Origin of the sequence: Psychrobacter celer (assembly GCF_016107555.1) — a bacterium.
GTDB lineage: Bacteria > Pseudomonadota > Gammaproteobacteria > Pseudomonadales > Moraxellaceae > Psychrobacter > Psychrobacter celer.
Genome location: NZ_JABASU010000024.1, coordinates 18,229 through 44,720 on the forward strand (window position 1 = coordinate 18,229; position 26,492 = coordinate 44,720).

Sequence of the window (26,492 nt, forward strand, 5' to 3'; positions counted from 1 at the left end):
AAACTGCGCTCATTATCTACAAAAATTATCCCTTTATAAACCACTTTAACCTAATCTTTCCTCAAGGTAGGTTGAATGACGCTCATGGTCGGAGCGGTAAAGCAAAACGCCTAAATAAATTTGACGGCAGCCATCTACAAAAACATGCAATCAAAAGCACTGTTGTGATAAATAATTGTTATGATAGTAAGGGTTTTATCTGCCCTTTTTGTGCCACTCATCAAGCTAAGAGGTTTGTTTTGTCTATTAAGCACCATCTGACTTTTCGTCAGGCTCCAGATGTACTGTCTACCAGCCTAAAAACCCCGTTTATCACTATGATGCTTTTGCTTATCATGGCGATGAGCGTACTGCTGCCCACAGCGTCCTTTGCTGCAGAAACGACAACGCTTGGCGTAAATGGCACGACTGGCAGTGAAGAGTCGGCAAGCACGCCTATACCAGATTCGTTTGGGCGCGACACGCCGCGCCATACGGTACAAGGGTTTATTAAGGCGCTGGGCGAAAACGACTACCTGCTGGCGAGCAATTATCTTAATTTGTCTAAGTCGGACAATCCCACCACGGTCGTGCGTCAGTTTAAGCAAGCACTAGATGCTGGCGGCCGTTTTCAGCCTGACCTACAAATCAGTAATACACCTGAGGGTAATCTCACGGATCAATTACCACCGAATCAAGAAAACGTCGGGGTCATCAATGTCGGAGAAACAAGCGTCCCGTTGGTGCTTGAGAGAGTGCTGTCTAAGCAAGGCGAACAGTATTGGCAGTTTTCTAGTGAGACGCTCAGCTCGGTACCCGAAGTGATAGAAAACACCGAGCCGACGTTGGTGTCTCGCTATACAGTTGACTCATTGGAAGGCAAAAAGCTGTTTGGCTATCAGATGGCGGACTTAGTGGCGGCGCTGACGATGATCGTCAGCAGTTTTGTCTTTACTTATATTTTAGTCTGGCTACTGTATCATCTTCTGCGAATCGCCTATCCGCGAGTACGCGGCGTCCCGCTACCTTTGCCAAACAAAGTGGTACTGCCACTCTCTGTGGTCATTATGGCGCTGATACTGTCTGAGGTGATGGTCTATGCTGGCGTCTCGGTGACGCTGCGAGAGCCGGTCAATCGTTTTGCTGATATCGCCTCGTGGTTGGCGTTGACTTGGTTATTACTGCGCGTCATTGATGCGATATTTACCCGCGCGGTCAATTTAAGCTATAAGAAAAACTATACCGAGCGTGTCTCTATCTTAGGGCTGCTACGAAAAGTCGTCAAAGCGTTGCTGCTCATCTTTGCGGTGATTGTCATCTTTGGTAATTTAGGGTTTGATTTGACCACAGGGATTGCCGCACTAGGGGTCGGTGGTCTGGCATTGGCGCTTGGTGCGCAAAAGACCATCGAAAACCTCGTCGGTAGTGTGGTGGTGGTCGCAGATTCTCCCGTACGCATAGGGGACTATTGTAAATTTGGCACGTATGAAGGCACGGTCATCGATATCGGTATTCGCTCATCACGCGTGCGCACCTTGACGCGTACCATCGTCACTGTGCCAAACGGTGATTTTTCTTCGATGCAAATCGAAAACTTTACCTCGCGTGATATGTTTCGGTTTTTTCATCAGCTGTATATTAAGCGTACCGCTGATATCGATGTGGTCTTTAAGATGGTCAAAGACTTAGATGAGTTTTTAAATGAGCATTATTTGACCAACCAAGAATGGAATCAGGTCCATATCTTAGAGCTGCGCCAAGATAGCTATGTGATTCAGCTGCAAGCCTATATCAACGCCAATAACGTGATGGAGTTTTATGATAAGCAAAACGTCGTGCTCGTTGATATATTAACTCAGGTCAAAAAATACGACGTCGAGCATGCACTGCCTACGCAGCAGCTGATAGTCAATCAAACCGATGTTGCGTCGTCTAAAGCAAACAGCGAGCAAAAATCTGATAATGACGAGTCTGCAAGTAACGCGTCAAAAGATGACGACATGGCTAATAGGACAGATGGTAGCGCCCAGCATGCTCGCGACGACATGGATAAAAAACAAGATAAACATCATGATGATGCCCACAACATAGATCTGGATAAAGACCATAGAGCCAGCAAAGATAAAAAGACTGCCGCGTCACCTGACGCCACGGCGACCAAAAAACAACATGGCATCAAGGCGCTCAGAGAAAAAGGCCGTGCGCTAAAAAAGAGGAAGTTTAAGCACACCAAACGCAAGTTTGGCTTGTCAATATGGAACCAGCCCTAAAAAGACAGCCATATAAGGCGTGGCATTGCTATAGTCGCTATAAAAACTATAATTGTTATAAAAAATATTGTTTGCAATGATGATGGTAAATCATGGGTTCTTAGATAGGTACAGCGGTCTTATTACGCAGCTGCCCGTAATACGACCAAAGTAATAGGCTGGCTGTGCTACGGTAAGGTGACCAATGCTGCGTTAGAGAGTGGAGTCGTTTTGGGGTAGGACGCTCAGGCAAGTCCAGCAGTGTCATGGCGGCAACTTTGATCGCCAAGTCATCAACAGCAAGGATGTCAGCGCGCTGTAAAGAAAACAATAAGTACATCTCAGCCGTCCAGCGCCCGATACCTGTGACGGTGGTTAGGATGTTTATTACTGCCTCATCTGGTAGGGTTTTTAGGCTAGCAAAGTCTATATCATGCGCAACCAAAGAGCGAATATAGCGAATTTTTTGTTTAGATAAGCCTTGGGCTCTGAGCGCGTCATCGCTTGCGTGCTGAATCATGCTAGGAGTGGTCAAGCCGGTCTCAAGCAAGCGCTGCCAAATACTGGCTGCCGCAGCGACAGACAACTGCTGGCCGACCATCGCTCGCATCAATTGCATAAAGCCGCCAGTATTGTGCCGCAGACTGGGTAAGCCCACTTGCTCGTAGACCGGCGCAAATCTCGGCTCGATTGCTATCAACGCATCGATATGTGCTGCTAGCTGCTCAGGGGTGTCAAGGGTCTGTATGCTCATCGTTATTTACTCTTATCGAAGTTATAAGGCGCACTATCTTCTAAAAAGCACATCATCCTATATTCTAAAACCACATCATCTATAAAAAAAGACTGCTTGTTGGGCAGTCTTTTTTTTGCTTTGCTTTAAGGTTTATTCACTCGCGCCTTTTGGTTTTTTTAGCAGTACTAGTACCGCACCATTGCCGCCATCTTTTGGCGAGGCCGAGCAAAACGCCAGTACTTCAGGCAGTTGACGGAGCCAGCCATTCACACAGGTTTTTAAGACGGCCTCAGAGCCTTTGCCATGGACGATTTTGACCACAGTTTCGTTGTTGGCTTTGGCTTGGCTGAGTAGTTGGGTCATCGCGGTGCGGGCTTCTTCGATGGTACAGCCATGGATGTCTACGGCATCATACCAGCGCAATTTGCCTTTTTTTAGTTGATCAAATATTTTGTTTTGTAGGGTTGGCTGTTTGTACGATAAGTATGCTTCGCTTGCTACAGGATTGAGCAAAGCTTGCATGTCTGATAAGCCGGCGCTTAGATCGCCGCTTTCACTGCCTTGCGCGGCGGCACGTTTTGATAAAGTCGTGGCATCAGGTTTGCCAGCTCTGGTGTTGGTGACAGGGGAGCGCACGTTTTTGTCTTCGAGCTGAGTGACGCCATGCATTGCTTGCATAAACAGCACTTTGTCGTCGTCGATATGCTCACTGTCTAGTTGTTTGACCGTTTTTTTGACTTGTTTTTGCGTCGGCAGCGATACAGGCTCAGTCGGCTTTTGGTTTTCGCCCTCAGGTGAGTTGGTATCACGGCCTTTACTCAGCTGGCCTTTTAGCTCTTTGAGCTGATCTTGCATTTCTTTAGAAAATAGAGAATTTGACATAACAGTTAAGGTATCGTTGGTTGATGAAAAGGTAGTTGGGTAATGTGTACTGTGGCATTTTTTAGTTACTTTACGCGTCTGCTGCGACGCCTGCAAGTAAGGATTGTAACGCTTGTCCAGGATGCTCGGTTTTCATAAACTGCTCACCGATCAAAAAGTGCTGAATGTCGTTGTTTAGCATCAGGCGAATATCAGCACTGCTATGAATCCCACTTTCAGTCACGATAAGTGGCTGTTGTCCATGGCTGTCGGCGTCAGCGGCCAATGATTTGATTAAGGTGTTTTTTAACTCAAGCGTGGTCTGTAGATCGACAGCGAATGTATTTAAATCGCGATTATTGATGCCATAGATGTTGTGGACACTACGAGGCAGCTGGAGGGCGCGCTCAAGCTCGGTTTTGGTATGGACTTCAATCAACACATCCATACCCAGATCGATACTCAGCGCATGCAGCTGCCGTGCTTGCTCATCATCAAGACACGCCATAATCAGTAAGATACAGTCTGCACCCAGCAAGTAGGATTGATAAATCTGATACACATCGACCATAAAGTCTTTACGCAGTAGCGGCAGTGTGGCAGCATTGGCCGCCGCCTCAAGGTAACTATCTTCTCCCTGAAAGTACTCGCGATCGGTGAGGACAGACAGACAACTGGCACCCGCCTGCTCATATTGCTGGGCGAACAATGCGGGGGCAAAGTTATGATTGATGATGCCTTTAGAAGGCGATGCTTTTTTAATCTCGGCGATGATACCGATGCCGCTCTCGCTGGTGCTGGCCGCTCGTAGTGACTGAGCAAAGCCGCGCCGCGGCTGCTGATTGGCCAGCACCTTGGCTTTTAAGTCATCTAGAGATAGCGCCTCACGAGCCGCTTTTACCTCAAGGTGTTTGGTCGCAACGATGCGCTGTAATACTGAAGGTATGTCTGTATGGGTCATGCTGGTGTCCGAATATGTCTAAAGGTAAAAGGGCAAAAGTCAGTGGGCGATGGCTGTATGAAAAACTTAAGTGTTTTGCGCCAGCTGCTTAGTATATTGTGCCAAAGACTCAAGCTTGGTCAAGGCATCGCCATTTTGAATGATCTTTTGAGCGCGGCTAACACCATTTGGATAGTTGCTGGCCAGTCCTGCTGTATAAATGGCCGCGCCTGCATTGAGTGCAATCATATCACGAGCCTTGAGCACCGCGCGATCATGAGTGTCTGTACCCGACAGGGCGGCGCGTATCAGCTCCAGACTCTCTTTAGGGGAGTCAACATCCAGACCGATGAGGGTTTGCGACTCGACCCCCGCGTCTTCTGGCATCATCTCAAAGACTGTGACCGTACCGTCTTTTAACTCAGCGACCGTCGTAGAAGTGGCCAAGCTGATTTCATCTAGGCCGTCTTTGGCACCGACCACCATGACGTGACGCGCCCCTAGATTTTTCATCACCTTAGCGATAGGCTCACACAGCGCTGCGGTAAAGACGCCAATGACCAGATTGGGCACGCCAGCTGGGTTGGTCAATGGGCCCAGAATATTAAATATCGTCCGCGCTTTTAGCTCACGGCGTACGGGGTTTGCATAGCGCATGGCGCTGTGGTGATTGGGCGCAAATAAAAAGCCAATGCCTTGATTTTCTATGCATTGCTTGGCCTGCTCTGGGCTGAGTGTCAAGCTGATCCCTGCTTGTTCAAGCAAATCGGAGCTGCCAGATTTGGTCGACACGCCGCGGTTACCATGTTTGGCCACTTGTGCCCCTGCCGCTGCTGCGACCAAGGCTGAAGCGGTAGAGACGTTAAACAAATTGGCACCATCACCGCCCGTACCGACGATATCGACCAGATAGTGGCAGTCTGCCGGTGTAATGTTGGCTGCTAAGTCACGCATGGCGCTGGCCGATGCGGTAATCTCGTCGATGGACTCGCCTTTCATGCGCAGACCCGTCAAAATCGCACCCATCATGGCATCACTACATCGACCCTGCATGATAATCAGCATGACTTGATACATCTCATCAAAGGTTAGGTCAATGTGCTGAAAGATTCTCGCCAATGCGGTGGTCAGGAGTTTGTGCGTCTGCTCATCAGATAGCTGAGCGATATGATCTGGGGTAGTGGTATTCTCTGTTTTTATTGTGCTCATTGTTCTCTCGCTTAGTATTTTTATAAATAAGGGTTAAAAGGCGTGGGCGTTATAGATTATTTATCATCAGCATTGTCAGTAAATTGGCAAATAAATTGCCGCCAAACAGTCTTAAACTGAACGGACTTTAACCGACTTGCGGTAAGGCATCTGTAGGCAGTACTGCCAAACCATGAGTGTGCAAAAAATTATTGAGCAGCTGATAACCTGCTTGGCTTAGGATGGACTCTGGATGAAACTGCACGCCTTCAATGGCGTAGGCAGTATGACGAACGCCCATGATCTCCTCGATGCTACCATTACTATGTTGTGTCCAAGCAGTCATCTCTAGGCACTCAGGCAAGCTGGCTTGGTCAATCACCAGTGAGTGATAGCGGGTGACTTGCACGGGTGCTGGCAGGCCAAAAAATACGCCTTGGTCGTTATGATATACCGCAGATAGGCGGCCATGCATGACCGCGCCTGCCTTGATGATCTGCGCCCCAAAAGCCTGTCCAATGGCTTGATGGCCAAGACAGATGCCCAAGATAGGTATGACGCCCTTAAAGGCATCGATAACTTGCAAAGAAATACCCGCTTGGTCAGGGGTACACGGGCCAGGGCCAATTACGATCGCATCTGGTGCGAGGGCTTGGATCTGCTGGAGACTGATCTCATCGTTACGCCAGACGGTGATATCCTGCTGTAGTTCACCGAAGTACTGTACAATATTGTACGTAAAGCTGTCGTAATTATCGATCATCAAAATCATGTGGGTATCAACTTAGTTGGTTTGGCTTTTTTATAAATCTTAGCTTTATAAGTCTTGCTTTTGTAGATGTAGAACGACAGCTTTGGTCGTTTTTTCGTTTTTTCGTTTTTTCGTTTTTTCGTTTTTTCGTTTTTTCGTTTTTTGCTACATGCTTGTTTGCTGCATGGTTGAGCGTGCGCCAGCTTATAAGATTGTCACAGTTTTTATCGTCCGCCGTTATCTTACCACTATTTTGCGTGCTATCAAACGCAGCACGACAGCCAGCAGGTTTATCACGGATTTTCTGTATTACCGCTTATAGTTAGTTTTATATAAAAACACCTTTTTATTGACATGAGGCAATGTATCAAAAATCGACTCACTCTGATATAGTCGATTGAGTTAAAACAGGGAGCAGTGCTGACCAGACAGGTGATTTGCCCCAAAAAAGAGCATCGAAGAGACAGGTTGCACCATTGTATGAGCTAATTTGGTGCATTAAAGACACTAATGAATGCGCCAAATCATCATATGGCGGTGATCGCCCAACAAGATATCTTTATCACGCATTGGCAAAAACACGCTAAATATCTGTATTTATTTACTATTTGGCTGCCGATGGGTTTGCTGCACTGTCATGCGCCAAGCAGCTTGGCACAGCAGTTGCATCATTATTGTCAGCGGACAGTATGAGGGTTGATGATGAGCTGCTTCTTTATCAGCTACTGCTGCCTATCACTGTTTATTAATAATAATCAGCCAGCATTTGAACAAAGCAACATTGTCAGTCATATGTTGTTAAAATAGCGTTAAAACAGTTTATATTGCAAATATCTAATCAACACAACGGAGACTATTTATGTCGGATAAATTATTGGATCTTATCAAATCATCTAATGCTAAATGGGTGGATTTTCGCTTTACCGATACTCGCGGTAAAGAGCAACACATCAGTTTTCCTGCCTCTACCATCGACGAAGAAGTACTAGAAGACGGCAAAATGTTTGATGGTTCATCTATCGCTGGCTGGAAGGGCATTGAAGCCTCAGATATGATCCTACGTCCTGACCCTGAAACGGCTTTTATCGACCCGTTTTTTGATGCCGTTACAGTCGTCGTGACCTGCGATATCATCGAGCCATCAACGCTACAAGGCTATGATCGTGATCCACGTTCTATTGCTCGCCGCGCAGAAGAGTATTTGAAGTCTACTGGTATCGGTGACACGGCTTATTTCGGTCCTGAGCCTGAATTCTTTGTATTTGATGATGTTAAGTGGTCAGTTGATATGTCTGGCGTGAGCCACAAGATCACTGCTGAAGAAGCGGCTTGGTCAACCAACGAGACATACGAGTGGGGCAACATGGCGCATCGTCCACGCGTTAAGGGCGGTTACTTCCCAGTACCACCAATCGACAGCTCGCATGACATGCGTTCTGTCATGTGTGAACGTATCGAAGAGATCGTTGGTGAAGGCCGCGTAGAAGTTCATCATCACGAAGTGGCTTCTTGCCAGTCTGAGATTGGTGTTGCATTCAACACGATGGTACGTAAAGCGGATGAAGTTCAGCAATTGAAATATGTTGTCCATAACGTGGCGCACCAGTTTGGTAAAACAGCGACCTTTATGCCAAAACCAATCGTTGGTGACAACGGTTCAGGTATGCACGTACATATGTCGATCTCAAAAGATGGCGTAAACACGTTCTCTGGTGATGAGTATGCTGGTCTGTCTGAGACAGCATTGTACTTCATTGGTGGTATAATCAAGCATGCTCGTGCGCTGAATGCGATTACCAACCCATCAACGAACAGCTACAAGCGTCTGGTACCGCATTACGAAGCACCTATCAAGCTTGCGTATTCTGCATCAAACCGCTCAGCGTCTATCCGTATTCCGCACGTGAGCAGTCCAAAAGCAGTACGCGTCGAAGCGCGTTTCCCAGATCCAACGGCCAACCCATACTTAGCATTTGCTGCGCTATTGATGGCAGGTCTTGACGGTATCCAGAACAAGATGCATCCAGGTGAAGCGGCTGACAAAAACTTATATGACTTGCCACCAGAAGAAGAAGCACAAATCCCAACGGTTGCAGAGAGTCTAGATGTTGCACTACAGGCGCTAAAAGACGACCACGAGTTTTTGTTAAAAGGCGATGTGTTCACTAAAGACATGCTAGAAGCGTTTATTGCTTTGAAAGAAGAAGAAGTACAACGTCTGAACGTAACTGTGCATCCTGTTGAGTTTGACATGTACTACAGCTGCTAATCAGCTGCGTACTCAAAACACTGAATTTAAGCTAAATGTAAAATAACATCAAATCACCAGTTAAGCTTGTCTTGGCTGGTGTTTTTTATGCGCGAAAATGAAAAATACGCCACCCGATAAATGAATAAAACATCGCTACTGATTTCATCACGCAAATACCGCATAATAGGAAGTATCAGACTGATTAGGTGGCTTGACCATGACGACATTTATCCTTGCTCATATAAAAAACACTCATATAAAAGATGCTGATGTAACAATCAGCGCTCTAAAGTCCAGTACTCTAAAGACCAGAGGCATAAAAGCCAAATGTTTCGGTTTGCTGACAGCGCTGACCGTACTTTCAGTGAGTATCACAGTACCTATCGCAGTGCCCACCAGTCACGCAGCAACCATCTATAAAGTAGTCGATGAAAAGACGGGACAAGTCACCTTTACCGATCGGCCACAAAACTATGAACAGCAGACAGACAAAACCGTCAGTCAGACGGCTGTTTCTACTGGTAGAGACACGATTGGTCAGGTGACTGGCGAGGCGACCTCGTCATCTGCGCCTGTGAGCAAGGCCAATAGCACAGATAAGGCGCGCAAGACAGTGAGCTATCAGCTTATGATCGCCGAGCCTAGCGAGACTCGCGCATATCGCCGTCCTGCTCAAAGCATCGAGGTGCGCGTACAGGTGACGCCTGCCTTGCAGGCAGGTGATGGAGTCCGTATTTATCTGGATGGTAGTGAGGTTGCACAAAGGTTAAGTGCTTCTATCGCCACTGTCGATCTTATGCCTGGCGCGCATAACATAAAGGCGGTCATACAAAATGAGAAAGGACAGCTGCTCAAAGAAACAGCCCGTACGGTACATGTGATTCAAAACACTCAAACCCTCCAAAACAATAAAAAAATCGCGCAGCAGCGCTTAGCCTACCAAAATCTACCATGGCATCAAAAACTGCTGTTAAAACTGCGTCAAAAGGATGGCAGTCTACAAACGGTTCAAAATGCACAGCCTAAAACTAATGATGCTTTTACCAAGTAAGTGCCATGCCCTAATAGCATACAAAAAAGGGCAGTCACTACGATAAGTGGCTGCCCTTGATATTCTTTGATAGTTAGTAGATCTCTTGCATAAGTCATTGCTAGCCTTTGATACTCCGTCAACGAAGGTCAATAAAACGGTACTTTTGCAAGAGGTCTAGTTAGGTACTTATAAAGTTTTTTACTAACAGCTGTCTTTATGGCGCAAAAGCTATTTGGTCAGCTCGATGGTGCCGTTGGCGGTGACAGAGATGGTGCTATTGCCCGATTCAAAACTCTGACTAGGTACTGAAGCATCGGCGGCTTCTACTTTCATATTCATGCTGCCATACATTGGACGAGGGTAGTTGTTTCCTGTGTTTAGATTGACCGTGACCACACGGTAGCCGCGTGCATTCCAAGCGCGCGTTAGGTTTTTGGCCTGCTGCTGAAAAGCGCGAGACGCTTCGGTCATCAGCTTTTGCTCTAGTGCGTCTTTTTTGCTGTCAGAGACGCCAAAGTTTAGGTTATCCATCACTAGCGTTTCTTGCAAATCAGCAATTAGCTGGCTGGTAGCCGCAAAGTCGGTGCTTTTTAGATCGATACTGGCTTGCCCCGTCCAGCCAATGATTTTGTCGTTTTTATCATATCGCGGATAGGTGCGCTGCTGTCCGGTGCTGACAGTCACGCTCGGGTAGCGCTTGGCGATTTTCATGGCATTATTAATAGATGTGTTGAGCGTGGTGGCCAAGGCTTTTGAGGTACTGGCTTGGGCTTTTTTGTACATGCTGGCGCGTACTTCGTCATTTTGCACCTCTTCTTTGACTTCGGTTTGAAAGCTCAGCTGATCATAGCCTGTCGGCTCGGCATGCGCGCTACCCATCATGGCTGTCATTAAACAAGCAGTACAAGAAGCGATGGCCAGTTTATTCAATAGAGCATTTTTCATAGTTATCTCCTAAATCAATGTTAAGGGTATTCATATGAATACTTTCAAAAGGTATTTACAAAGGAAGTTGTACCTCTTATTTTTAAGTGTTGATATGTGTGCAACTTCATTCACTAAAATAGCAAAATCTGTATAAGTTGCTGTGAGAATTTTGTGAGCTAGGTTACAGACTTATTTTCGATTAAAAAAAACAGTTTTGAGATAGGGGTTGTAATACTAAAAAAATCTTGTATAATCTGCTCTGGTGGCTCCGTTGGTAGCCTCGCAACATTGTACTATGAATCCCGCCAGGACCGGAAGGTAGCAACGGTAGTAGATACAATGTGTGCCGAGGATGTGCTGACGGAGTCGCTTTTTTTTGCCTAAAATTTGATATTGGTCTTTATCATTGTCCAGTCACAGCCTGTTTTGGTTAATACCTATCTCTATGCCTCTCTAGTACATCAAAATTATAAAACATCAAAAGCAGTTTTCGATATTCAGTCCTTTATCATAAAGGGCTTTTTTTTATCTGAAAATTGCCCAATGCTAGCGCTTCATGAATAAATTTAAGATAAAATACAAGGTATTAACGTATCATTAATACTCTAGACACATTGGGATTTGCTTATGAAGATGTTTATTTGGCTACTGATTATATTCATGGTACTACTGGTCGTGTTTGGGGTGTCGATATTTAATAAATTGGTACGCGCGCGCAATCAAGCAAAAAATGGTTTTGCGCAGATAGATGTCCAGCTCAAGCGTCGTCATGACTTGATTCCAAACTTGGTTGAGGCCGCCAAGCGTTATCTGACGCATGAAGAAGAAACCTTAAGCCGTGTGATTAGCGCCCGTAATCACGCCCAAAGCCTACAAGACTCTACGCATCATCAGCCAGAGTCGCTTGAGCATATGGCGTTGTTTGCCAAAGCAGAAGGCATGCTGTCTAAAGCTTTGGGGCAACTCTCAGCGGTGGTGGAGGCGTATCCTGAGCTAAAAGCGGATAGCATGATCAAAGAGCTGATGGATGAGCTGACCAATACCGAAAACCGTATAGGCTTTGCCCGTCAGCACTATAACGATAGCGTGATGTTTTATAATAATGACCGTGAGGTGTTTCCAAACAATCTGGTCAGCAGCACTTTTGGATTTCGTCCGCTCAGCCCACTGGTCTTTGCAGATAGAGACGCCATTGCCAAAGCCCCTGTTGTAGATATGACTTGAGATACCAAGTAAAAGCACAAAAAGTGTCGCCAATTTGAGATAAGCGGATGGATTTTTTTGCTCAGCAGCGGATACGCACGCGCCGCAGTCTGTTACTTTATGGGCTGTTTTTTTTGATCGTCTTGGCTCATATAGCAGTGGCTCTCGGAGTTGTGTGGTTGTTGCTGACGATATTTACAGGGGGTATTTACTACTGGGCGTTGGTTTTGGTCATCGTTTGGATCATAGCGAGTTTTGTTGGTGGTAGTTTTGTAGAGTATCGCCGCCTCAGAGCGGGTGGCCGCGCGATTGCTCAACGCGTGGGGGCGGTTCGTTTGTTTGTTGATAGCAGTCAGGATGCGTGGGAGCACAGTCAAGGGGTGGCTCAGCAGCATACTGCGGCCAAAAAAGTTCGCTTTAGTGACCGTCAGATCGCAGTGCGTGATGAGCGAGATTTCCCTCCTGTCTATCGCCGCTACTACGAAATCGCGCAGCAGCTGGCTATTGCATCGGGGCTGGATATGCCGATATTGTACGTGCTGCCTGATGAGCAAGGTATCAATGGTTTTGTCGCTGGCCGCCATAGTCAAGACATGGTATTGGTCGTGACGCAGGGTGCGTTAGACAAGCTCTCTGATGAAGCATTATATGGACTGATCGGCCATGAGTACGGTCATATATTACATGGTGATGCGACATTTAACCTACAGCTGATGGTGGTGCTAGCAGGACTACAGATACTGTATGATTGGAGCGATCCTATCAGTCATAATAGCAATCGCTTGATAAGTGACAATCGCTATGCTGGCTCTATTGATAGCAGCGTTAGTCAAAGCGCTTTGATGCCGCAGCGTAGCATCGACAGTCATGCACGTCGTACCGAGGCGCAGACGGCAAGCTTTACCACGCATCGCGAATGGGTGTCGTACTGGCAGGCCCAATCGCACAAACCGCTATCATTGACGCAGTCTCAGTCGCGCCGGCTGAATCATCCTATCATTGATCGGCAAGCGCCGCGTAGCGTGTGGACACTGCTGTTACATGGGCTGAGCTTTTCGAGTATGGCCTGCGCTCAGTTGATCAAACACAGCTTCAACCGTGAGCGTGAATTGCTCGCCGACGCCACCAGCGTACAGTTGACCCGCTCGCCGGCGATTATAGAGACTCTAAAAGCGATTCATCAAGACACAGTAGGCTCGCGCTTAACCAACATCGCTGATATCAATGGTCTGAGTCATTTTTTCTTTGCCAGTAGCGGCGCGGACTTAGGGGATGTATCGTGGTTTGCTACCCACCCAAGCTTAAGCGAGCGCATGAGTGCCGTCAATGCCAAAGCCTATCATGACTTTGCTGTGCAAGTTGCCCATGAAAAACGCTTAAACCAGCAAAAAATAAAACAGATATATGCGCAGCGTCGCCTAGGTGATTGGGGCGAAGTCCAAGCAAATAGCCTAAGTAAAGATAAAAAACCAATTGTTAATAACCTCCCTGCTACTGCTACCAAAAAAGACAAAAATGCTGAAGAAAACATCAAAGAAAATGTCGATGTTTTGATCAATGAGCCTAATAATGCCTTAGAGGCAGAGTCGGCGCTGCCCTTTATCATAAAAGAAGATGTCGTAATTGATGGCCGCTTGCAAGTATCAGTAGAGGATATAGGTGCCTGTCAGCTATTAAAGCCATGGATGGCAAAACCCGATAGCGATTTACCAAAAAAACCATGGATCGATAGCGACGATTTGCATCAGGTTTGCCTGCCGCAGTACGTGCTGGATCACAGTCATCACCCATTGGGCGCGCAAGCTTTGATCGAAGCCATCATGTTATGTCATCAACGGCGCTTGCTGACGACGACGATGAAATATGATTTGTACGATATTTGGGAGGGGGTTATCGGTGATGAAGTATCGCAAAGTAATACGCAACAAGATCAAGGCAAGGAAAGCGCAGCATCCACTGTAGATAGCAATCATGACAGCCATAACAACCTGCCCATCTTACCGCATACGATAGATGCTAAACTGCTGACAGCGGTGGCCAATTTGGATCGGCGCTTAGACAGTGCGGTGCTGGTTTTTGCGATAAAGCAGCTGCATCAGCAAGACTTATCGGCACAGACAATTAACGCACAGCGCCTGCAAAACGAGCGCAGCCATGACCACCACGCCCATCAGCATTATCAGCAGCAACAAAGCAGCCGTACCATGCTCGCTCGCTATCAGTGCGGTTTACTACAGCTGTTTGCTCGCCAGCTGGCAGTTGATTTGACCTTTGACTTTGCTCAGGATATCTCAGCAGACCTTGTGTCTGGCACAGATACACCATTATCAGTATCTGATCAAGTGGCATGCACCAAGCCACAAGAAGTGTCTATCGTGTCATTATGGCAAGCACTACATTTACAGCGGTTATTGCCAACGCTTTTTGCGGTGTTAAATGACAAGAATACCGATAAGCCGTCTGGCTGGCAGACGCTATTGCAGGCGGGTATGGAGGATATAGGTGCGCAGCTTGACCCATCAGGTCAGGTGTTTTCTGGTCTGGATGCCGTGAGGAGGTCGGTGCTGATACTACTGGCGTATCGGCTGTCCAAAAACGCCCATCGCCATAGGCTGCCAGCATGGGAGAGTGCTGCGCGCTACATCGTGGATGTGAGGCGGCATGCCCGTTTGATTGATATTGACTTAAATGCCGTCAGCGATGCAAATCTACAGTGGCTATTAATGACCGCATCCCACTTAAATAGTAGCCAGCTGTTAGCGGTGGTCTGTATGGTGCCAGCGTATCACGCGGACCATGCTGATACAGCGAGCACTAATAAGGCGGAAGATAATAATTGTGGCAAGAGACAACAGGATAACGGCCAAATAGATTATAATGAGTATCGACGATGGCTAAGTACATTGCATACTGTCATGTTACACGATACGATAATCAGTCAAGATGAATACGACTGCCTGATGATGCTGGCAGAGCATTGGTTAGGCGTTCGCCAGCTTTTTTAACATCGCCCGCTCTCAATTAAAAAATAAGACAGCAGAACCGCATGAGTGATATCCAAGATCCGCAAATTGTACTACAGCGCCGTGTGCAGCAGCGCCAAATCCTAGCGATGATGGGCATCGATCAGTGGGTGCGCCCAGATGCTGCGACACTAAGCATGGCTGATATCCCCGCCATTAGCGAAAGTCCGTCAAACCTCTCAAGCCCTAGCATCTCTCTTGCCTCTTCGCAGCGCAGTCCTGTCAGCGATGTTAGCGACAGCGAAGCAGCGTGGAATACCCAAAGCCCCGTCAATGACCGCCATCCCCACCGCATCGATGATGGCTCGTCAAATCATGTAGACACGAGCGATACGTCTTCTTATCACGATGATGCCTATTTGGATGGTGAGCCTGATCTACCAACCGTCGAGCAGGTGGTGGCACCACTCGTTGACGCCGTAAAAACAACCACTGCTGCGCCATCAGCGATACATGCATCAGCAGATAAATATGCTGATGAGAGCAACAAAAAGGTGTTGCCGTTTAGTTTACAAGGTGGCCGCTACGGCAACTGGGTCATAATGGTGGACATGCAAACCCTCAGTGGGGACAGCCAAAAACTGTGGCAAAACATCACCCAAGCGTTATCGATGACTTGTGAGACCACGGCGTTTCCGATCTGTGCGGGCATGGATACCGCCGAGCTTGCCAGTGCCAGCTTAGCAGGCTATGTTTTTAAGATTGGGCGTAGTGAAGAGGTGCAAGTGGGAGCTTTGACGGCCTTGCCTGAAGGGCTGACGCATCCTGCCCTAACTACGCTCCCAACTTTGGATGAGATGCTCGCCGATAGCCGTCTGAAGCGGCAGTTTTGGCAACAGATAGCAAAATCTGTCTCGTAAATAAACATAACTGAGCATTTGAGATAATAAGAAAACTGCCAGACTGACAATGCCTTTAAAAATTCGCCCTAGGCGCTTTAATCGTTAATCAGCTTAGCTGTTAACCAACAATGATGACCTCATCAATTTAGGATAATAACCATGTCTACAACCCCAGAATCTATCCGCACATCCAACGCTTCTACCAATCCAAACGCTGCCGCGCATCGTCTGCCAAACTTCTGTGCGGGTCCTGCGACCATGCCCACCACCGTCTTAGAGCATGCACAAAGCGAGCTGCTTGACTGGCAAGGGCGCGGCCTTTCGGTGATGGAGATGAGCCATCGTAGTAAAGACTATGTCGCTATCACAGAAAAGGCTGAGAGCAAGTTACGGGCATTGATGGAGATTCCAGATAACTATAAAGTGCTGTTTTTGCAAGGCGGTGCCAGCTTACAGTTTTCGGCGATTCCTCTGAATTTATTAAATGGTGGGCGCGGTGACTATCTAACGACGGGCGCTTGGTCAGGTAAAGCGGTCAAAGAAGCCAAACGCTATGAAGCATTGGGGTTGGGCGCAGTCAATGAGGTCGCTACTGGCAAAGACAGTAATTTTACTGACGTGCCAGCCCAAAGCGAGTGGAACCTAAGCGACGATGCGGCGTATTTTCACTACTGTGCCAACGAAACCATTCACGGTCTACAGATATTTGAGCCACCACAAGTCGACGCGCCTATTATTGCCGATATGTCTTCTTGCATTTTGTCACAGCCGATAGATGTGTCAAAATTTGGCATGATTTACGCCGGCGCACAAAAAAACATCGGTCCAGCGGGTCTTGTTATCGTCATTATCCGTGAAGATTTACTAAACCAAGCCAGCGATTGGTGCCCGCTGCTGATGAACTATACGCATCAGGCTGAAAAAGAGTCGATGTCTAACACGCCAGCGACGTATTCATGGTATCTAGCGGGTCTAGTATTCGACTGGTTAGAAGAGCAAGGCGGCGTTGAAGCTATCGGTAAAATCAATCAGAAAAAGGCGGATCTGCTATACCAGACAATCGATGATAGTGATTTTTATAATAATCCGGTTGCCAAACAATATCGCTCGATTATGAATGTGCCTTTTACCTTGGCAGACAGCAGTCTGGATAAGGTGTTTTTAGAAGAGTCAGAGGCCGCAGGACTATTGAACCTAAAAGGTCACCGCGATGTCGGCGGTATGCGCGCTAGTATTTATAATGCCGTACCGCTTGAGTGGGTACAGCAGCTGGTGGATTTTATGATTGCCTTTGAAAAAAAGCATGCTTAATCAAGCGATCGCTATAATTCAAACGCTATCACGCAAACACTAAAAGACAAAAAGGACGCCACTTTTATAAGCGGCGTCTTTTTTATGTGCAGGCGTTTTTATTGTCAGTCAAAAAACCGCTGGGCAAACCTACTGTATACCTAAAACCGTGCCTCTACTGATGTAAACCCACCTCATCGCTGCGCTGTATTATCAAAAAAGCCTCGAGCATGACGACATCGATCCAGCAAATCATTAGGTGAAAAAACCTAAGTTTGTTATGATAAAATTTTTCGAGGGCAGAGCTTGGCAGTGGTTTTTACGTGTTATGGCTATAATGCTCACGTTTTTTCGATGATAGGTACGGTAAGTAAAGAGGTCTATTGATACCCCATGATGCCCAAAAAAGCCCTGCCAAAAACCGTTTTGTTTGTTCTGGTCATCGGCTGGCTGCCGATAGCTATGGCAGCGCCTGTTACCACGACAGCGCTTGGTCATAATAGTCCCACTGAATATGCCGACGCCCCATATATGCCCTATGCCAATCCAAATGCGCCCAAAGGCGGCACGCTGTCACTCGATGCGCGCGGCACCTTTAATGCGGCCAACAAATGGATGACCACGGGGGTGGCGATGGTCGGTACCGACTATTGATAATAAAGAGATTCTATTAACAGTCGGGCAGTTTCCAGTGTTTGCCAAATCCTCTATCGATACCGACTTTGAAAAAATCAGCCTAACGCCGCTCATGGGCAGTGGGCCTTATAAGCTTGGCCGCGTCGATGCGGGACGCTCGGTGAGCTATGTCCGTGATCCCAATTACTGGGGGCGAGATTTGATGGTCAATCGCGGTCGCTATAACTTTGACAGGATTAAGTTTGTCTATTACCAAAGTGATGAGATTGCCTTTGAAGGGTTTAAGTCTGGACAATATCGCTTTCGCCCAGAAAATAAAGCCTCTAATTGGGCAACCGGTTATCGCTTCCCAGCGGTAAAAGCAGGGCTCATTAAAAAAGAAACCATCAGCAGTCAAAACCCAGTACCTATGCAGGCGCTGGTGATGAATTTGCGCCGGCCATTGTTTCAAGACATTCGCGTGCGCCAAGCACTGAGCGCCGCTTATGATTTTGAATGGATGAATAAGACACTGTTTCATGGGCAGTATGAGCGCCTGCAAAGCTTTTTTCATGGCTCGGAGCTTGCCGCTACGGGCATGCCATCGCCTACCGAGATGCAGGTGCTAAAACCACTACTGCCGACACTTGAGCCGATTCAGCGCCGTGCAGTACTGGCGAGATGGCAACTTCCCACCAGCGATGCTAGCGGCTTCAATCGTGAAGGGTTATTAAAGGCGCGTGCGCTTTTGCTAGATGCGGGTTTTTATTATGACGATATGCAGCTATATCAGCCTAATGGCAAGCGTGCTCGGATTGAGATGCTGATGACGGGCGAGACCATGGGACGTGTGTTGCTGCCTTATATTCGTAATCTCAAGCGCCTAGGGTTCGATGCGACCTTGCGGCAAGTCGATGGCCCACAATATTACGAGCGAATGCGCCGTTTTGATTATGATATGGTGGTCGATGTATTTGCCCAAAGCTTATCGCCTGGTGCTGAGCAAGTAGGGTTTTGGGGTAGTAGCGCTGCCGATGAGACGGGCAACCGAAACACGGCAGGTATCAAAAACGCGGCGATAGATGAGGTGATAGAGCAATTAGGCGACGCCGAAAGTCGTGACGAGATTGTCTTATATACGCACGTCCTTGATCGTCTGCTACGCGCAGGTCACTATATGGTCCCGCTATATGGCAAATCTAGTACCAATGTTGCCTACTGGAATCAGTATCGCCATAATGGCACACTGCCGACCAATGCAGTCGGAATCGACTACTGGTGGGTGGATAAAGCAGCCGAAGCGCGCGTTAATAACTACTTGAAAAAATAAACGATGGCTTGGGCACCCAATATCTAATGTATCGTTTATCAAAAATAGCCATTCTCAATACTTGAATAAAAAGATAAGCAACACCTATAACTACTGGTAAGGATTTGATATGAGTATTCGTATTCACCCGATTAAAGCGTTTAATGACAACTATATCTGGGCGCTCATTAATGAAAATAACAAGCAAGCCATCGTCATTGATCCGGGTCAAGCTGAGCCTGTCGTTGCTTATCTAGAAGACAATGAGCTGGAGCTGACGTCTATCTGGACCACCCACCATCATCATGATCATATCGGCGGTGTGGCAGAGCTACAAGAGTCTTATCCGATGACACATCTGGTGGCCCATGGCGAGCATACGGTCGATGAAGACCAGACCATCAAGGATGGTAGTACGGTCAGTGCCTGGGGCTGCGCGGCGCAAGTATGGGACGTGTCGGGTCATACGGCAAGTCACGTGGCTTATGTCTTAGATATCGATGGTCAAAAGCATTGTTTTTGCGGAGATACCTTGTTTAGTGCTGGCTGCGGCCGCGTGTTTACAGGAACGATAGAGCAGCTGCATGAGAGCTTTAAGCGTTTAAACGGACTGCCAGCCGAGACGCTGCTGTATCCAGCGCATGAATATACTGCCAGCAATCTACGCTTTGGTCTCTCTATCGAGCCTGCTAATGAAGCGATGCAGCAAGCATTGGCGCAAGCAGAAGAAAAAACCGCCCAAGGCACCCCAACACTGCCGGTGACCTTAGCGCATGAGCGTGCTGTTAATGTGTTTTTGCGCACACAAGAGCCGAGTGTGATCGCAGGTGTCAAGGCCAAGATGGCGATCGATGATGATAAGTCACTGACGGTATTTGCCGCGCTACGTGAGCTGAAAAACAACTTCTAATTATTTTAGGAAGCTGACATATGGGTCGTTATATCTTAAAAAGATTGCTGCTGATATTACCGACGCTATTTTTGATATTGTTGGCGAACTTTGTGATTGTACAAGCGGCGCCAGGCGGTCCTGTGGAGCAGCAGCTGGCATTGATTGAGCAAGGCGCAAAAGACAATGCGCTCGGCGGCAGTATCGGCGCGGGTAGTGCAGGCGGCAATGATAGTACCTACCAAGGCACGCGCGGCCTATCTGAGGAGATGGTGGCCGCAATCAATGCGCAATACGGCTTTGATAAGTCAGCGCCTGAGCGCTTTTGGCTGATGCTAAAGAACTACGCCCAGTTAGATTTTGGTGAGTCGTTTTTTAAGGGCCAGACGGTGACCGATCTGATTATAGAAAAGCTGCCAGTATCTATCTCGCTTGGGCTGTGGAGTACGCTGCTGATATATATGATTGCCATCCCACTTGGTATCTACAAAGCCATGCATCACGGCTCGGGGATTGATAAAGCCACTGCTATGCTGCTCGCCATTGGCCATGCGATACCTGTGTTTGTGTTTGCCGTCATACTGTTGGTGTTTTTTGCGGGTGGCAGCTACTGGAATATCTTTCCGCTGCAGGGACTGACCTCCGAGAATTTTGATCAGTTAAGTACCTTGGGTAAAGTGAAAGATTACTTTTGGCATTTGGCACTGCCGCTATTAGCAAGTACCGTTGGCGGTTTTGCCGGCTTGACTTATTTGACCAAGTTTAGCTTTTTAGAGGAGCTGGGTAAGCAATATGTCCTCACCGCACGTGCCAAAGGCTTAGGCGCGCGTCAAGTGCTGTACGGTCATGTGTTTCGTAACGCGATGCTGATTATTATCGCTGGTATCCCCGCGGCCATCGTTGGGATTTTCTTTGCTGGTAATTTTCTTATTGAAATCATCTTTAAACTCGATGGTTTAGGACTGCTTGGCTTTGAGGCCATTCAGCAGCGTGATTATCCAGTGATATTTGGCACGCTGTTTATCTTTACCTTAGTTGGTCTACTATTACAGCTCATCAGTGATTTAAGTTATCACCTCATTGATCCGCGTATTGATTTTGAGGGTCGCTAATGTCAAGTCAACCATTACCTTCAGCGCCTGCAAGTCCGTCTATGACGATGACAAAAAAACGCCGCCTAAATCCTATTTGGCAAGCACGCCTAAACCGCTTTCGTCGCAATCGTCTAGGGGTCGTATCGCTCGCTATTTTTGCCCTAATATTTGTCCTTTGTATGGCAGCCAACGTGATTGCCAATGACAAGCCGCTACTTGTGCAGTATCAAGGCGACTACTATTTTCCCGTGCTAAAGGCCTATCCTGAGACGACGTTTGGCGGTGTGTTTGAGACCGAAACCAATTATAAAGACCCTGCGGTGCAAACGCTGATTAATGAGCAAGGCTTTTATGTGATGCCGCCCATTCCCTTTGCCGATCAGACGCCAAATGTTGCGCTGGGTCTGCCTTATCCTGCGCCGCCCAATAGCCAAAACTGGCTGGGTACGGATGATTTGGGTCGTGATGTGCTGGCGCGCATACTTTATGGCATGCGGGTGTCGTTGTTATTTGGTATCGCTTTGACGCTGGCAGGGGCGATGATTGGTATTATTGTCGGTGCGATACAAGGCTATTACGGTGGCTGGGTAGATTTGGCAGGGCAGCGCTTTATGGAAGTGTGGGGCGGGATGCCTCAGCTGTTTATGATTATTATTTTGGTCAGCTTGTTTAGTCCGAGTATCTTTATGTTGTTTGCTATGATGCTGCTATTTGGCTGGATGGGATTGGTCGGTTTGGTACGCGCCGAGTTTTTGCGGGCGCGTAACTTTGATTATGTCCGCGCAGCCCGTAACCTTGGGGTGTCGGACAGCCGCATTATGATGAGGCACATCTTGCCCAATGCCTTGGCCTCTAGCTTATCGCAGTTGCCGTTTATCCTAACGGCCAATATCATTGCCTTAACCGCGTTAGATTTTTTAGGGTACGGCTTACCGCCTGGCTCTCCGTCACTTGGTGAGCTGATGGTACAAGGCAAAAACAACCTTGATGCGCCTTGGCTGGCACTATCAGGGTTTTTTAGTCTGACTTTTATCTTATCCTTGCTCATCTTTGTTGGCGAAGCACTGCGTGATGCCTTTGATCCGAGGCGCTCGTGATATGACAACTGATAAGATGATAAACGCCAATATGAAAACTGCTACTAAGCAAAATAATCGTCTAAAGGATGATTCTAGCAATGCCGCAAACAAGCTCATGCTGACAGTGGAAAAGCTTAGTATTGCCACTACTTCTGGTGTGACTCTAGTCGATAAGCTAACGTACGAGCTGCGACAAGGGGAGACACTGGCTGTCGTCGGCGAGTCAGGCTCTGGTAAGTCGATCGCCAGTCTTGCACTGTTGGGCTTGCTGCCAAATAGCTTGAGCGTCACAGGTGAGGTGCAGTTAGCAGACGCGGCAAAAATGACAACAATGACAACATTGCCGATAAGCAATCATAAAACACGTGATGCAGCGCTGCGCGCTATCCGTGGTCAGCGCATTGCTATGGTGTTTCAAGAGCCGATGACAGCGTTGAACCCATTACATACGGTTGCTAAGCAAATTGCCGAGTCGTTGCGTCTAAGCGGCGTGCCCAAAAAGCACTGGCGAGACAGGAGCATCGCTTTGCTAAGTGATGTCAATATCACTGACCCCGCTGACAAGCTGCATCGCTATCCACATGAGTTGTCAGGCGGCCAACGCCAGCGGGTAATGATCGCCATGGCATTGGCGCAGCAGCCTGATATCTTAATCGCTGATGAGCCAACCACTGCGTTGGATGTCACTCTGCAGCATGAGATTCTTGAGCTGCTAGATAAGCTCAAGCGGCTGCATCAGATGGCGATGATACTTATCAGCCATGATCTTAATTTGGTCAAACGCTATAGCGATAACGTCATCGTCATGTGCCAAGGTCAAACGATTGAGCAGGGGAAAACTGCCGAGGTGTTTAATCAGCCAGCATCTGACTATACTCGCACCCTTATCGAGCAAGATTTTGGGCAAGCATTAGATCTATTTGAGGATGAAAGTCAGCGGCCAACCGTATTGCAAGTCAGTCATTTACAAGTACAGTTTCCGATTGAAAAAAGTCTATTTGGCGGCATCAAGCGCTGGTTTGATGCAGTAAAAAACGTCGATATGACGCTGCAAGAAGGGCAGGCGCTCGGCATCGTTGGCGAGTCCGGCTCTGGCAAAACCACCATTGCCTTGGCGCTGAGCCAATTACTGAGTCATCAAGCACGCATCAGTGGTCAGATTGTGGTGAACAGCCAAGATATCGCGGTACTGTCTAGGAGTGAGCTGCGAAAATTCCGTTCGCAGATTCAGATGGTATTTCAAGACCCCTTTGCCAGTATCAACCCGCGTATGACGGTGATGCAGATAGTTGAAGAAGGGCTGTTGGTACAAGGCGTGGCTAAGGTCGCCCGTCAGCAGGCAGTGATGGATAGTCTGGCGACCGTGCACCTGCCTGCTGAGTTTGCCCAGCGTTATCCGCATGAGCTGTCAGGCGGTCAGCGTCAGCGGGTAGCGCTTGCTCGTGCGCTTGTGATGCAGCCAAGTTTATTGATACTTGATGAGCCGACGTCCGCACTTGATAGCACCACGCAGGTCACGGTGGTCAGCTTGCTACGAGAGATTCAAGAAAAATTGCACATCAGTTACGTGTTTATCAGTCACGATCTAAAGGTGGTGCGCGCTTTATGCCAGCATATTATGGTACTAAAAGAAGGCACGTGCATCGAGTCTGGAGCGACCGAAGCTATTTTTGATAATCCAAAGCATCCGTATGCCAAGCAATTATTGCAAGCGAGTATGCTTTAGTCTAAGCAGTCAGAATAAAATAACTATACGAATTTATAAAACCTGGAACACCATAGATGATAAGTAGGCTCAAAATAAAACCCATTCGAGCGCGTGATACCAATGAATGAGCCAAACAGGCCTTCGACCACGCTTGAGCTATTGTTTGGCTTGGTCTATGTCATTGCCGTAGCGGCGGCTATGGTTTTTATAGCTGTTTAAGTGAGCATGACTTATCGGGATTTTTGACCTTTATTGTGGCGTTTTTTATCCTTTGCATGGACCAGCCTTACTTGGTTTGCCTCGGGATACGACCCTGACGACAGGTTTTATTGTATATCCGTGATGTTTCAGAGGTTTGGCTCACTAATGATAGCAGCCAATATTCATCAATTTTATGAGCAAGGGCTGACATGGATTGGGGTGACAGGGTACGCTATTATGCGACTGGCGAGCTGTAGCCAGTGGTGGCGTGTTTATCGGCAAGTACCAGGTCATCAAAAAGTCGCTTGTCGTAGTATGGTGGGCTTGCTAGGCTTACAAGCCTTATGGATAAGTTGGCTATTTTTGCCCGCGGCTCTACAGACGCCTGCTTTGTTTTTATTCATCCTAGCAGAGCTACTGATGCCAGTCTGGGCGCGCTCAGAGCAGTTTGATAACTGGCATCCGGGGCACATTGCCGAGCGTTATGGCTTGCTTACCATCATCGTATTGGGCGAGGGCGTGGTCGGGGTTAGCAATACCATTCAATATTTTTTAGCCAACTCTTCTTCCGCCGCCCGCTCTATTATGTTTCTAGGCTCAAGCTTAGTCGCGTTGGTGTTTTCGTTATGGTGGCTATATTTTATCGTACCCTTTGATAGAATTTTAAACAAAGAACGTCGCCATCATGATTTGTTTTTGTTTGGCTATGGTCACTTTTTTATTTTTTTCTCGATTGCAGGTCTCGGCAGTATGCTCAATTTGATTACAGAATCTGTCGCTGGTGATCATGCCTTGTTCAAGAGACTGTAGTACCTTTTTACGAAGGATAATGGGGTATGTCATGGTAATTAGCGAGCTGGAATTTAGATTAGAATTATCGTAACAATTCTTGGTAGGGTTTACTATATATGCTAGCTATTATAAGCCACCACTGCCCATACAAATAAGCCAACGTTGATGAGTATGATACATACCCATCTGACATTGACCTCCCAATTTCTACCTTCAAAGGCTAGTTTGGCTTCATCAGTTATAGGCTGTATCGGATATGGATTATCTTGACCGTCCCAAGTTAAAAGCTTTTGTACGTCGGGATGTAAGATAGCTCGCTTGGTACATTGATAATGATTGGCCTGAAATAAATTACCCAAAGCGATTATTGAGCCTATTATAAAGACCATGATCTGATCGCCGCCTGAATGATTGCTAGGTAGTATGCCGCTTTTGCGATAGATAATATCAGCACAGGCAAATAGTGATTTGCTTGTGTCAACTGGATAAGCTTCGCAGAACTGAGAGTCTATTGGCAGATCATTCGCTGGGCTTTCCATATAAGTGCGGATAAATGCCCATTGTACGCGTGGGTTGACTCTATAATCTTCTAGCTTTAGATGATGGGTGATGTCTCCGGTCTCAGGATCAGCGACATACAAGTTAAGCGGTGTATACGCTCGATTGTATGGATCTTGATGCAGGTCTGGAATAACGTCTTTGTAGTCCACTATCTTTAGCTCGTAGGGCTGTCTAAATTTCCATAGTGGGCGATAGTAGTAGGCTATTTTTTGTTGTTTTTTTAAAAAATAATACTGGGTGCGAATGGGATACTTTCTAATGAATTGATAGAGAAGCAGGATTAGAGGTGTACAAGCAACTATGAATAAAGCTATTAGAAAGAATACTCTAAAGTAGGAAATACCTCCTAAAGACATACCTCCCTCAAACATATCTTTATAAAATATATCCCCAATAAAAGTAGCTACAAAAAAATGTGAAGAAAAATACACCCAACCAATAACAAAATAAAACACCCAGAAGTACGCAGGTAGGAATGTTAAGTAATCAGGATTGACGTCGTGGATTTCTTTATTAAGATGTTCAATATCTTCAGTACTCTCTAATAAGCTTTTGTCTATACTGGTGGTATAGGGACGCTCAATAGGATTGTTAAGCTCACTAATATGGGTGGCAAAATCGTTGCGTAGTTGCATTTAACACATTCCAGTTTTCATCTAGGCAATCACCAGCATCACATACAATATCGACCCGACAAACCATATGACATTAATTGCAATGCCTGAGTACCATTTTATTTTCATTTTTCGGTTTTGATTGTTAAACGCGGCGATTCGCTCTTCTGTGACAGGTAGGATGTTATACGGATTGTGCTCACCGTCCCACATAAGCCGCCGCTGCACTTCAGGATGTAGTGCAGGATTGGCACTCGATTGATAGATATTGCCTTCGGCCAAGTCTAAGTAACTGACGGTACTGTAAATACCCCATTCTTAACACAACATCATCGTAGAATAATTAAGCCACCTGTC

At 47.1% G+C, this 26,492-nt stretch carries 21 protein-coding genes, 1 other RNA gene and 1 pseudogene; 15 read left to right on the forward strand and 8 right to left on the reverse strand.

The annotated features are described in order from the left end of the window. Positions 1-317 precede the first annotated feature (317 nt). Positions 318-2,249 (forward strand): mechanosensitive ion channel family protein, encoded by a 1,932-nt coding sequence (locus JFC05_RS10430; protein ID WP_198336854.1) that lies wholly within the window; start codon positions 318-320, stop codon positions 2,247-2,249. Between the two features lie 100 nt (positions 2,250-2,349). Here the strand turns inward: JFC05_RS10430 and JFC05_RS10435 are convergent, their stop codons facing one another. The 5 genes from JFC05_RS10435 to JFC05_RS10455 all read right to left on the reverse strand — a co-directional run bounded on the left by JFC05_RS10435 (position 2,350) and on the right by JFC05_RS10455 (position 6,725). Continuing rightward, a complete protein-coding gene (locus JFC05_RS10435; RefSeq protein WP_105245661.1) occupies positions 2,350-2,982 on the reverse strand; it encodes a DNA-3-methyladenine glycosylase family protein in 633 nt (210 codons plus the stop codon). 132 nt (positions 2,983-3,114) lie between these two features. Then, positions 3,115-3,846: a Smr/MutS family protein gene (locus JFC05_RS10440; protein WP_198336840.1), complete on the reverse strand. Its 732-nt coding sequence runs from the start codon at positions 3,844-3,846 to the stop codon at positions 3,115-3,117. 70 nt (positions 3,847-3,916) lie between these two features. Next, positions 3,917-4,786: an indole-3-glycerol phosphate synthase TrpC gene (gene trpC, locus JFC05_RS10445; protein WP_105245666.1), complete on the reverse strand. Its 870-nt coding sequence runs from the start codon at positions 4,784-4,786 to the stop codon at positions 3,917-3,919. Positions 4,787-4,852: 66 nt separating this feature from the next. After that, on the reverse strand, positions 4,853-5,974 hold the full coding sequence (gene trpD / locus JFC05_RS10450; protein ID WP_198336841.1) for an anthranilate phosphoribosyltransferase: 1,122 nt from the start codon (positions 5,972-5,974) through the stop codon (positions 4,853-4,855). A gap of 127 nt (positions 5,975-6,101) precedes the next feature. Next, positions 6,102-6,725, reverse strand: coding sequence for an anthranilate synthase component II (locus JFC05_RS10455; RefSeq protein WP_105245670.1), 624 nt, complete (start codon positions 6,723-6,725; stop codon positions 6,102-6,104). A gap of 489 nt (positions 6,726-7,214) precedes the next feature. Here JFC05_RS10455 and JFC05_RS10460 point away from each other — a divergent pair, with 489 nt between their 5' ends. From JFC05_RS10460 to JFC05_RS10470, 3 genes are all read left to right on the forward strand, one after another. Next, positions 7,215-7,397 carry a hypothetical protein gene (locus JFC05_RS10460; RefSeq protein ID WP_198336842.1) on the forward strand — a complete coding sequence of 61 codons (183 nt, stop codon included), beginning with the start codon at positions 7,215-7,217 and terminating at the stop codon, positions 7,395-7,397. Positions 7,398-7,563: 166 nt separating this feature from the next. Further along, positions 7,564-8,973: a type I glutamate--ammonia ligase gene (gene glnA / locus JFC05_RS10465; RefSeq protein WP_198336843.1), complete on the forward strand. Its 1,410-nt coding sequence runs from the start codon at positions 7,564-7,566 to the stop codon at positions 8,971-8,973. A 199-nt stretch (positions 8,974-9,172) separates the two neighbouring features. Next, positions 9,173-10,006, forward strand: coding sequence for a DUF4124 domain-containing protein (locus JFC05_RS10470; protein ID WP_198336844.1), 834 nt, complete (start codon positions 9,173-9,175; stop codon positions 10,004-10,006). A 210-nt stretch (positions 10,007-10,216) separates the two neighbouring features. Here JFC05_RS10470 and JFC05_RS10475 read toward each other — a convergent pair whose 3' ends face one another. Beyond that, a complete protein-coding gene (locus JFC05_RS10475) occupies positions 10,217-10,933 on the reverse strand; it encodes an SIMPL domain-containing protein (RefSeq protein WP_198336845.1) in 717 nt (238 codons plus the stop codon). 251 nt (positions 10,934-11,184) lie between these two features. Between JFC05_RS10475 and ffs the strand changes: the two genes are divergently transcribed. The 11 genes and pseudogenes from ffs to JFC05_RS10530 all read left to right on the forward strand — a co-directional run bounded on the left by ffs (position 11,185) and on the right by JFC05_RS10530 (position 24,978). Beyond that, positions 11,185-11,281, forward strand: an RNA gene (gene ffs / locus JFC05_RS10480) — signal recognition particle sRNA small type. Positions 11,282-11,542: 261 nt separating this feature from the next. Beyond that, the gene (locus JFC05_RS10485; RefSeq protein WP_198336846.1) at positions 11,543-12,139 is read left to right on the forward strand and encodes a LemA family protein; all 597 of its coding nucleotides are present in this window, start codon (positions 11,543-11,545) and stop codon (positions 12,137-12,139) included. A gap of 47 nt (positions 12,140-12,186) precedes the next feature. Continuing rightward, positions 12,187-15,123, forward strand: coding sequence for a M48 family metalloprotease (locus JFC05_RS10490; RefSeq protein ID WP_198336847.1), 2,937 nt, complete (start codon positions 12,187-12,189; stop codon positions 15,121-15,123). Positions 15,124-15,164: 41 nt separating this feature from the next. Further along, positions 15,165-16,001 carry a hypothetical protein gene (locus JFC05_RS10495; RefSeq protein ID WP_198336848.1) on the forward strand — a complete coding sequence of 279 codons (837 nt, stop codon included), beginning with the start codon at positions 15,165-15,167 and terminating at the stop codon, positions 15,999-16,001. 141 nt (positions 16,002-16,142) lie between these two features. After that, a complete protein-coding gene (gene serC, locus JFC05_RS10500) occupies positions 16,143-17,294 on the forward strand; it encodes a 3-phosphoserine/phosphohydroxythreonine transaminase (RefSeq protein WP_198336849.1) in 1,152 nt (383 codons plus the stop codon). Positions 17,295-17,669: 375 nt separating this feature from the next. After that, positions 17,670-19,218, forward strand: a pseudogene (locus JFC05_RS10505) (extracellular solute-binding protein). Between the two features lie 109 nt (positions 19,219-19,327). Beyond that, positions 19,328-20,107, forward strand: coding sequence for a hydroxyacylglutathione hydrolase (gene gloB, locus JFC05_RS10510; RefSeq protein WP_075100892.1), 780 nt, complete (start codon positions 19,328-19,330; stop codon positions 20,105-20,107). A gap of 20 nt (positions 20,108-20,127) precedes the next feature. Next, a complete protein-coding gene (gene yejB, locus JFC05_RS10515; RefSeq protein WP_105245699.1) occupies positions 20,128-21,198 on the forward strand; it encodes a microcin C ABC transporter permease YejB in 1,071 nt (356 codons plus the stop codon). A 41-nt stretch (positions 21,199-21,239) separates the two neighbouring features. Continuing rightward, a complete protein-coding gene (locus JFC05_RS10520; RefSeq protein ID WP_198336850.1) occupies positions 21,240-22,277 on the forward strand; it encodes an ABC transporter permease in 1,038 nt (345 codons plus the stop codon). Between the two features lies 1 nt (position 22,278). Further along, a complete protein-coding gene (locus JFC05_RS10525) occupies positions 22,279-23,985 on the forward strand; it encodes an ABC transporter ATP-binding protein (RefSeq protein WP_227697526.1) in 1,707 nt (568 codons plus the stop codon). A gap of 234 nt (positions 23,986-24,219) precedes the next feature. Next, the gene (locus tag JFC05_RS10530) at positions 24,220-24,978 is read left to right on the forward strand and encodes a low temperature requirement protein A (protein ID WP_227697527.1); all 759 of its coding nucleotides are present in this window, start codon (positions 24,220-24,222) and stop codon (positions 24,976-24,978) included. A gap of 101 nt (positions 24,979-25,079) precedes the next feature. Here JFC05_RS10530 and JFC05_RS10535 read toward each other — a convergent pair whose 3' ends face one another. Beyond that, the gene (locus JFC05_RS10535) at positions 25,080-26,156 is read right to left on the reverse strand and encodes a hypothetical protein (protein ID WP_198336851.1); all 1,077 of its coding nucleotides are present in this window, start codon (positions 26,154-26,156) and stop codon (positions 25,080-25,082) included. Between the two features lie 21 nt (positions 26,157-26,177). Beyond that, positions 26,178-26,417 carry a hypothetical protein gene (locus JFC05_RS10540; protein ID WP_198336852.1) on the reverse strand — a complete coding sequence of 80 codons (240 nt, stop codon included), beginning with the start codon at positions 26,415-26,417 and terminating at the stop codon, positions 26,178-26,180. Positions 26,418-26,492 lie beyond the last annotated feature (75 nt).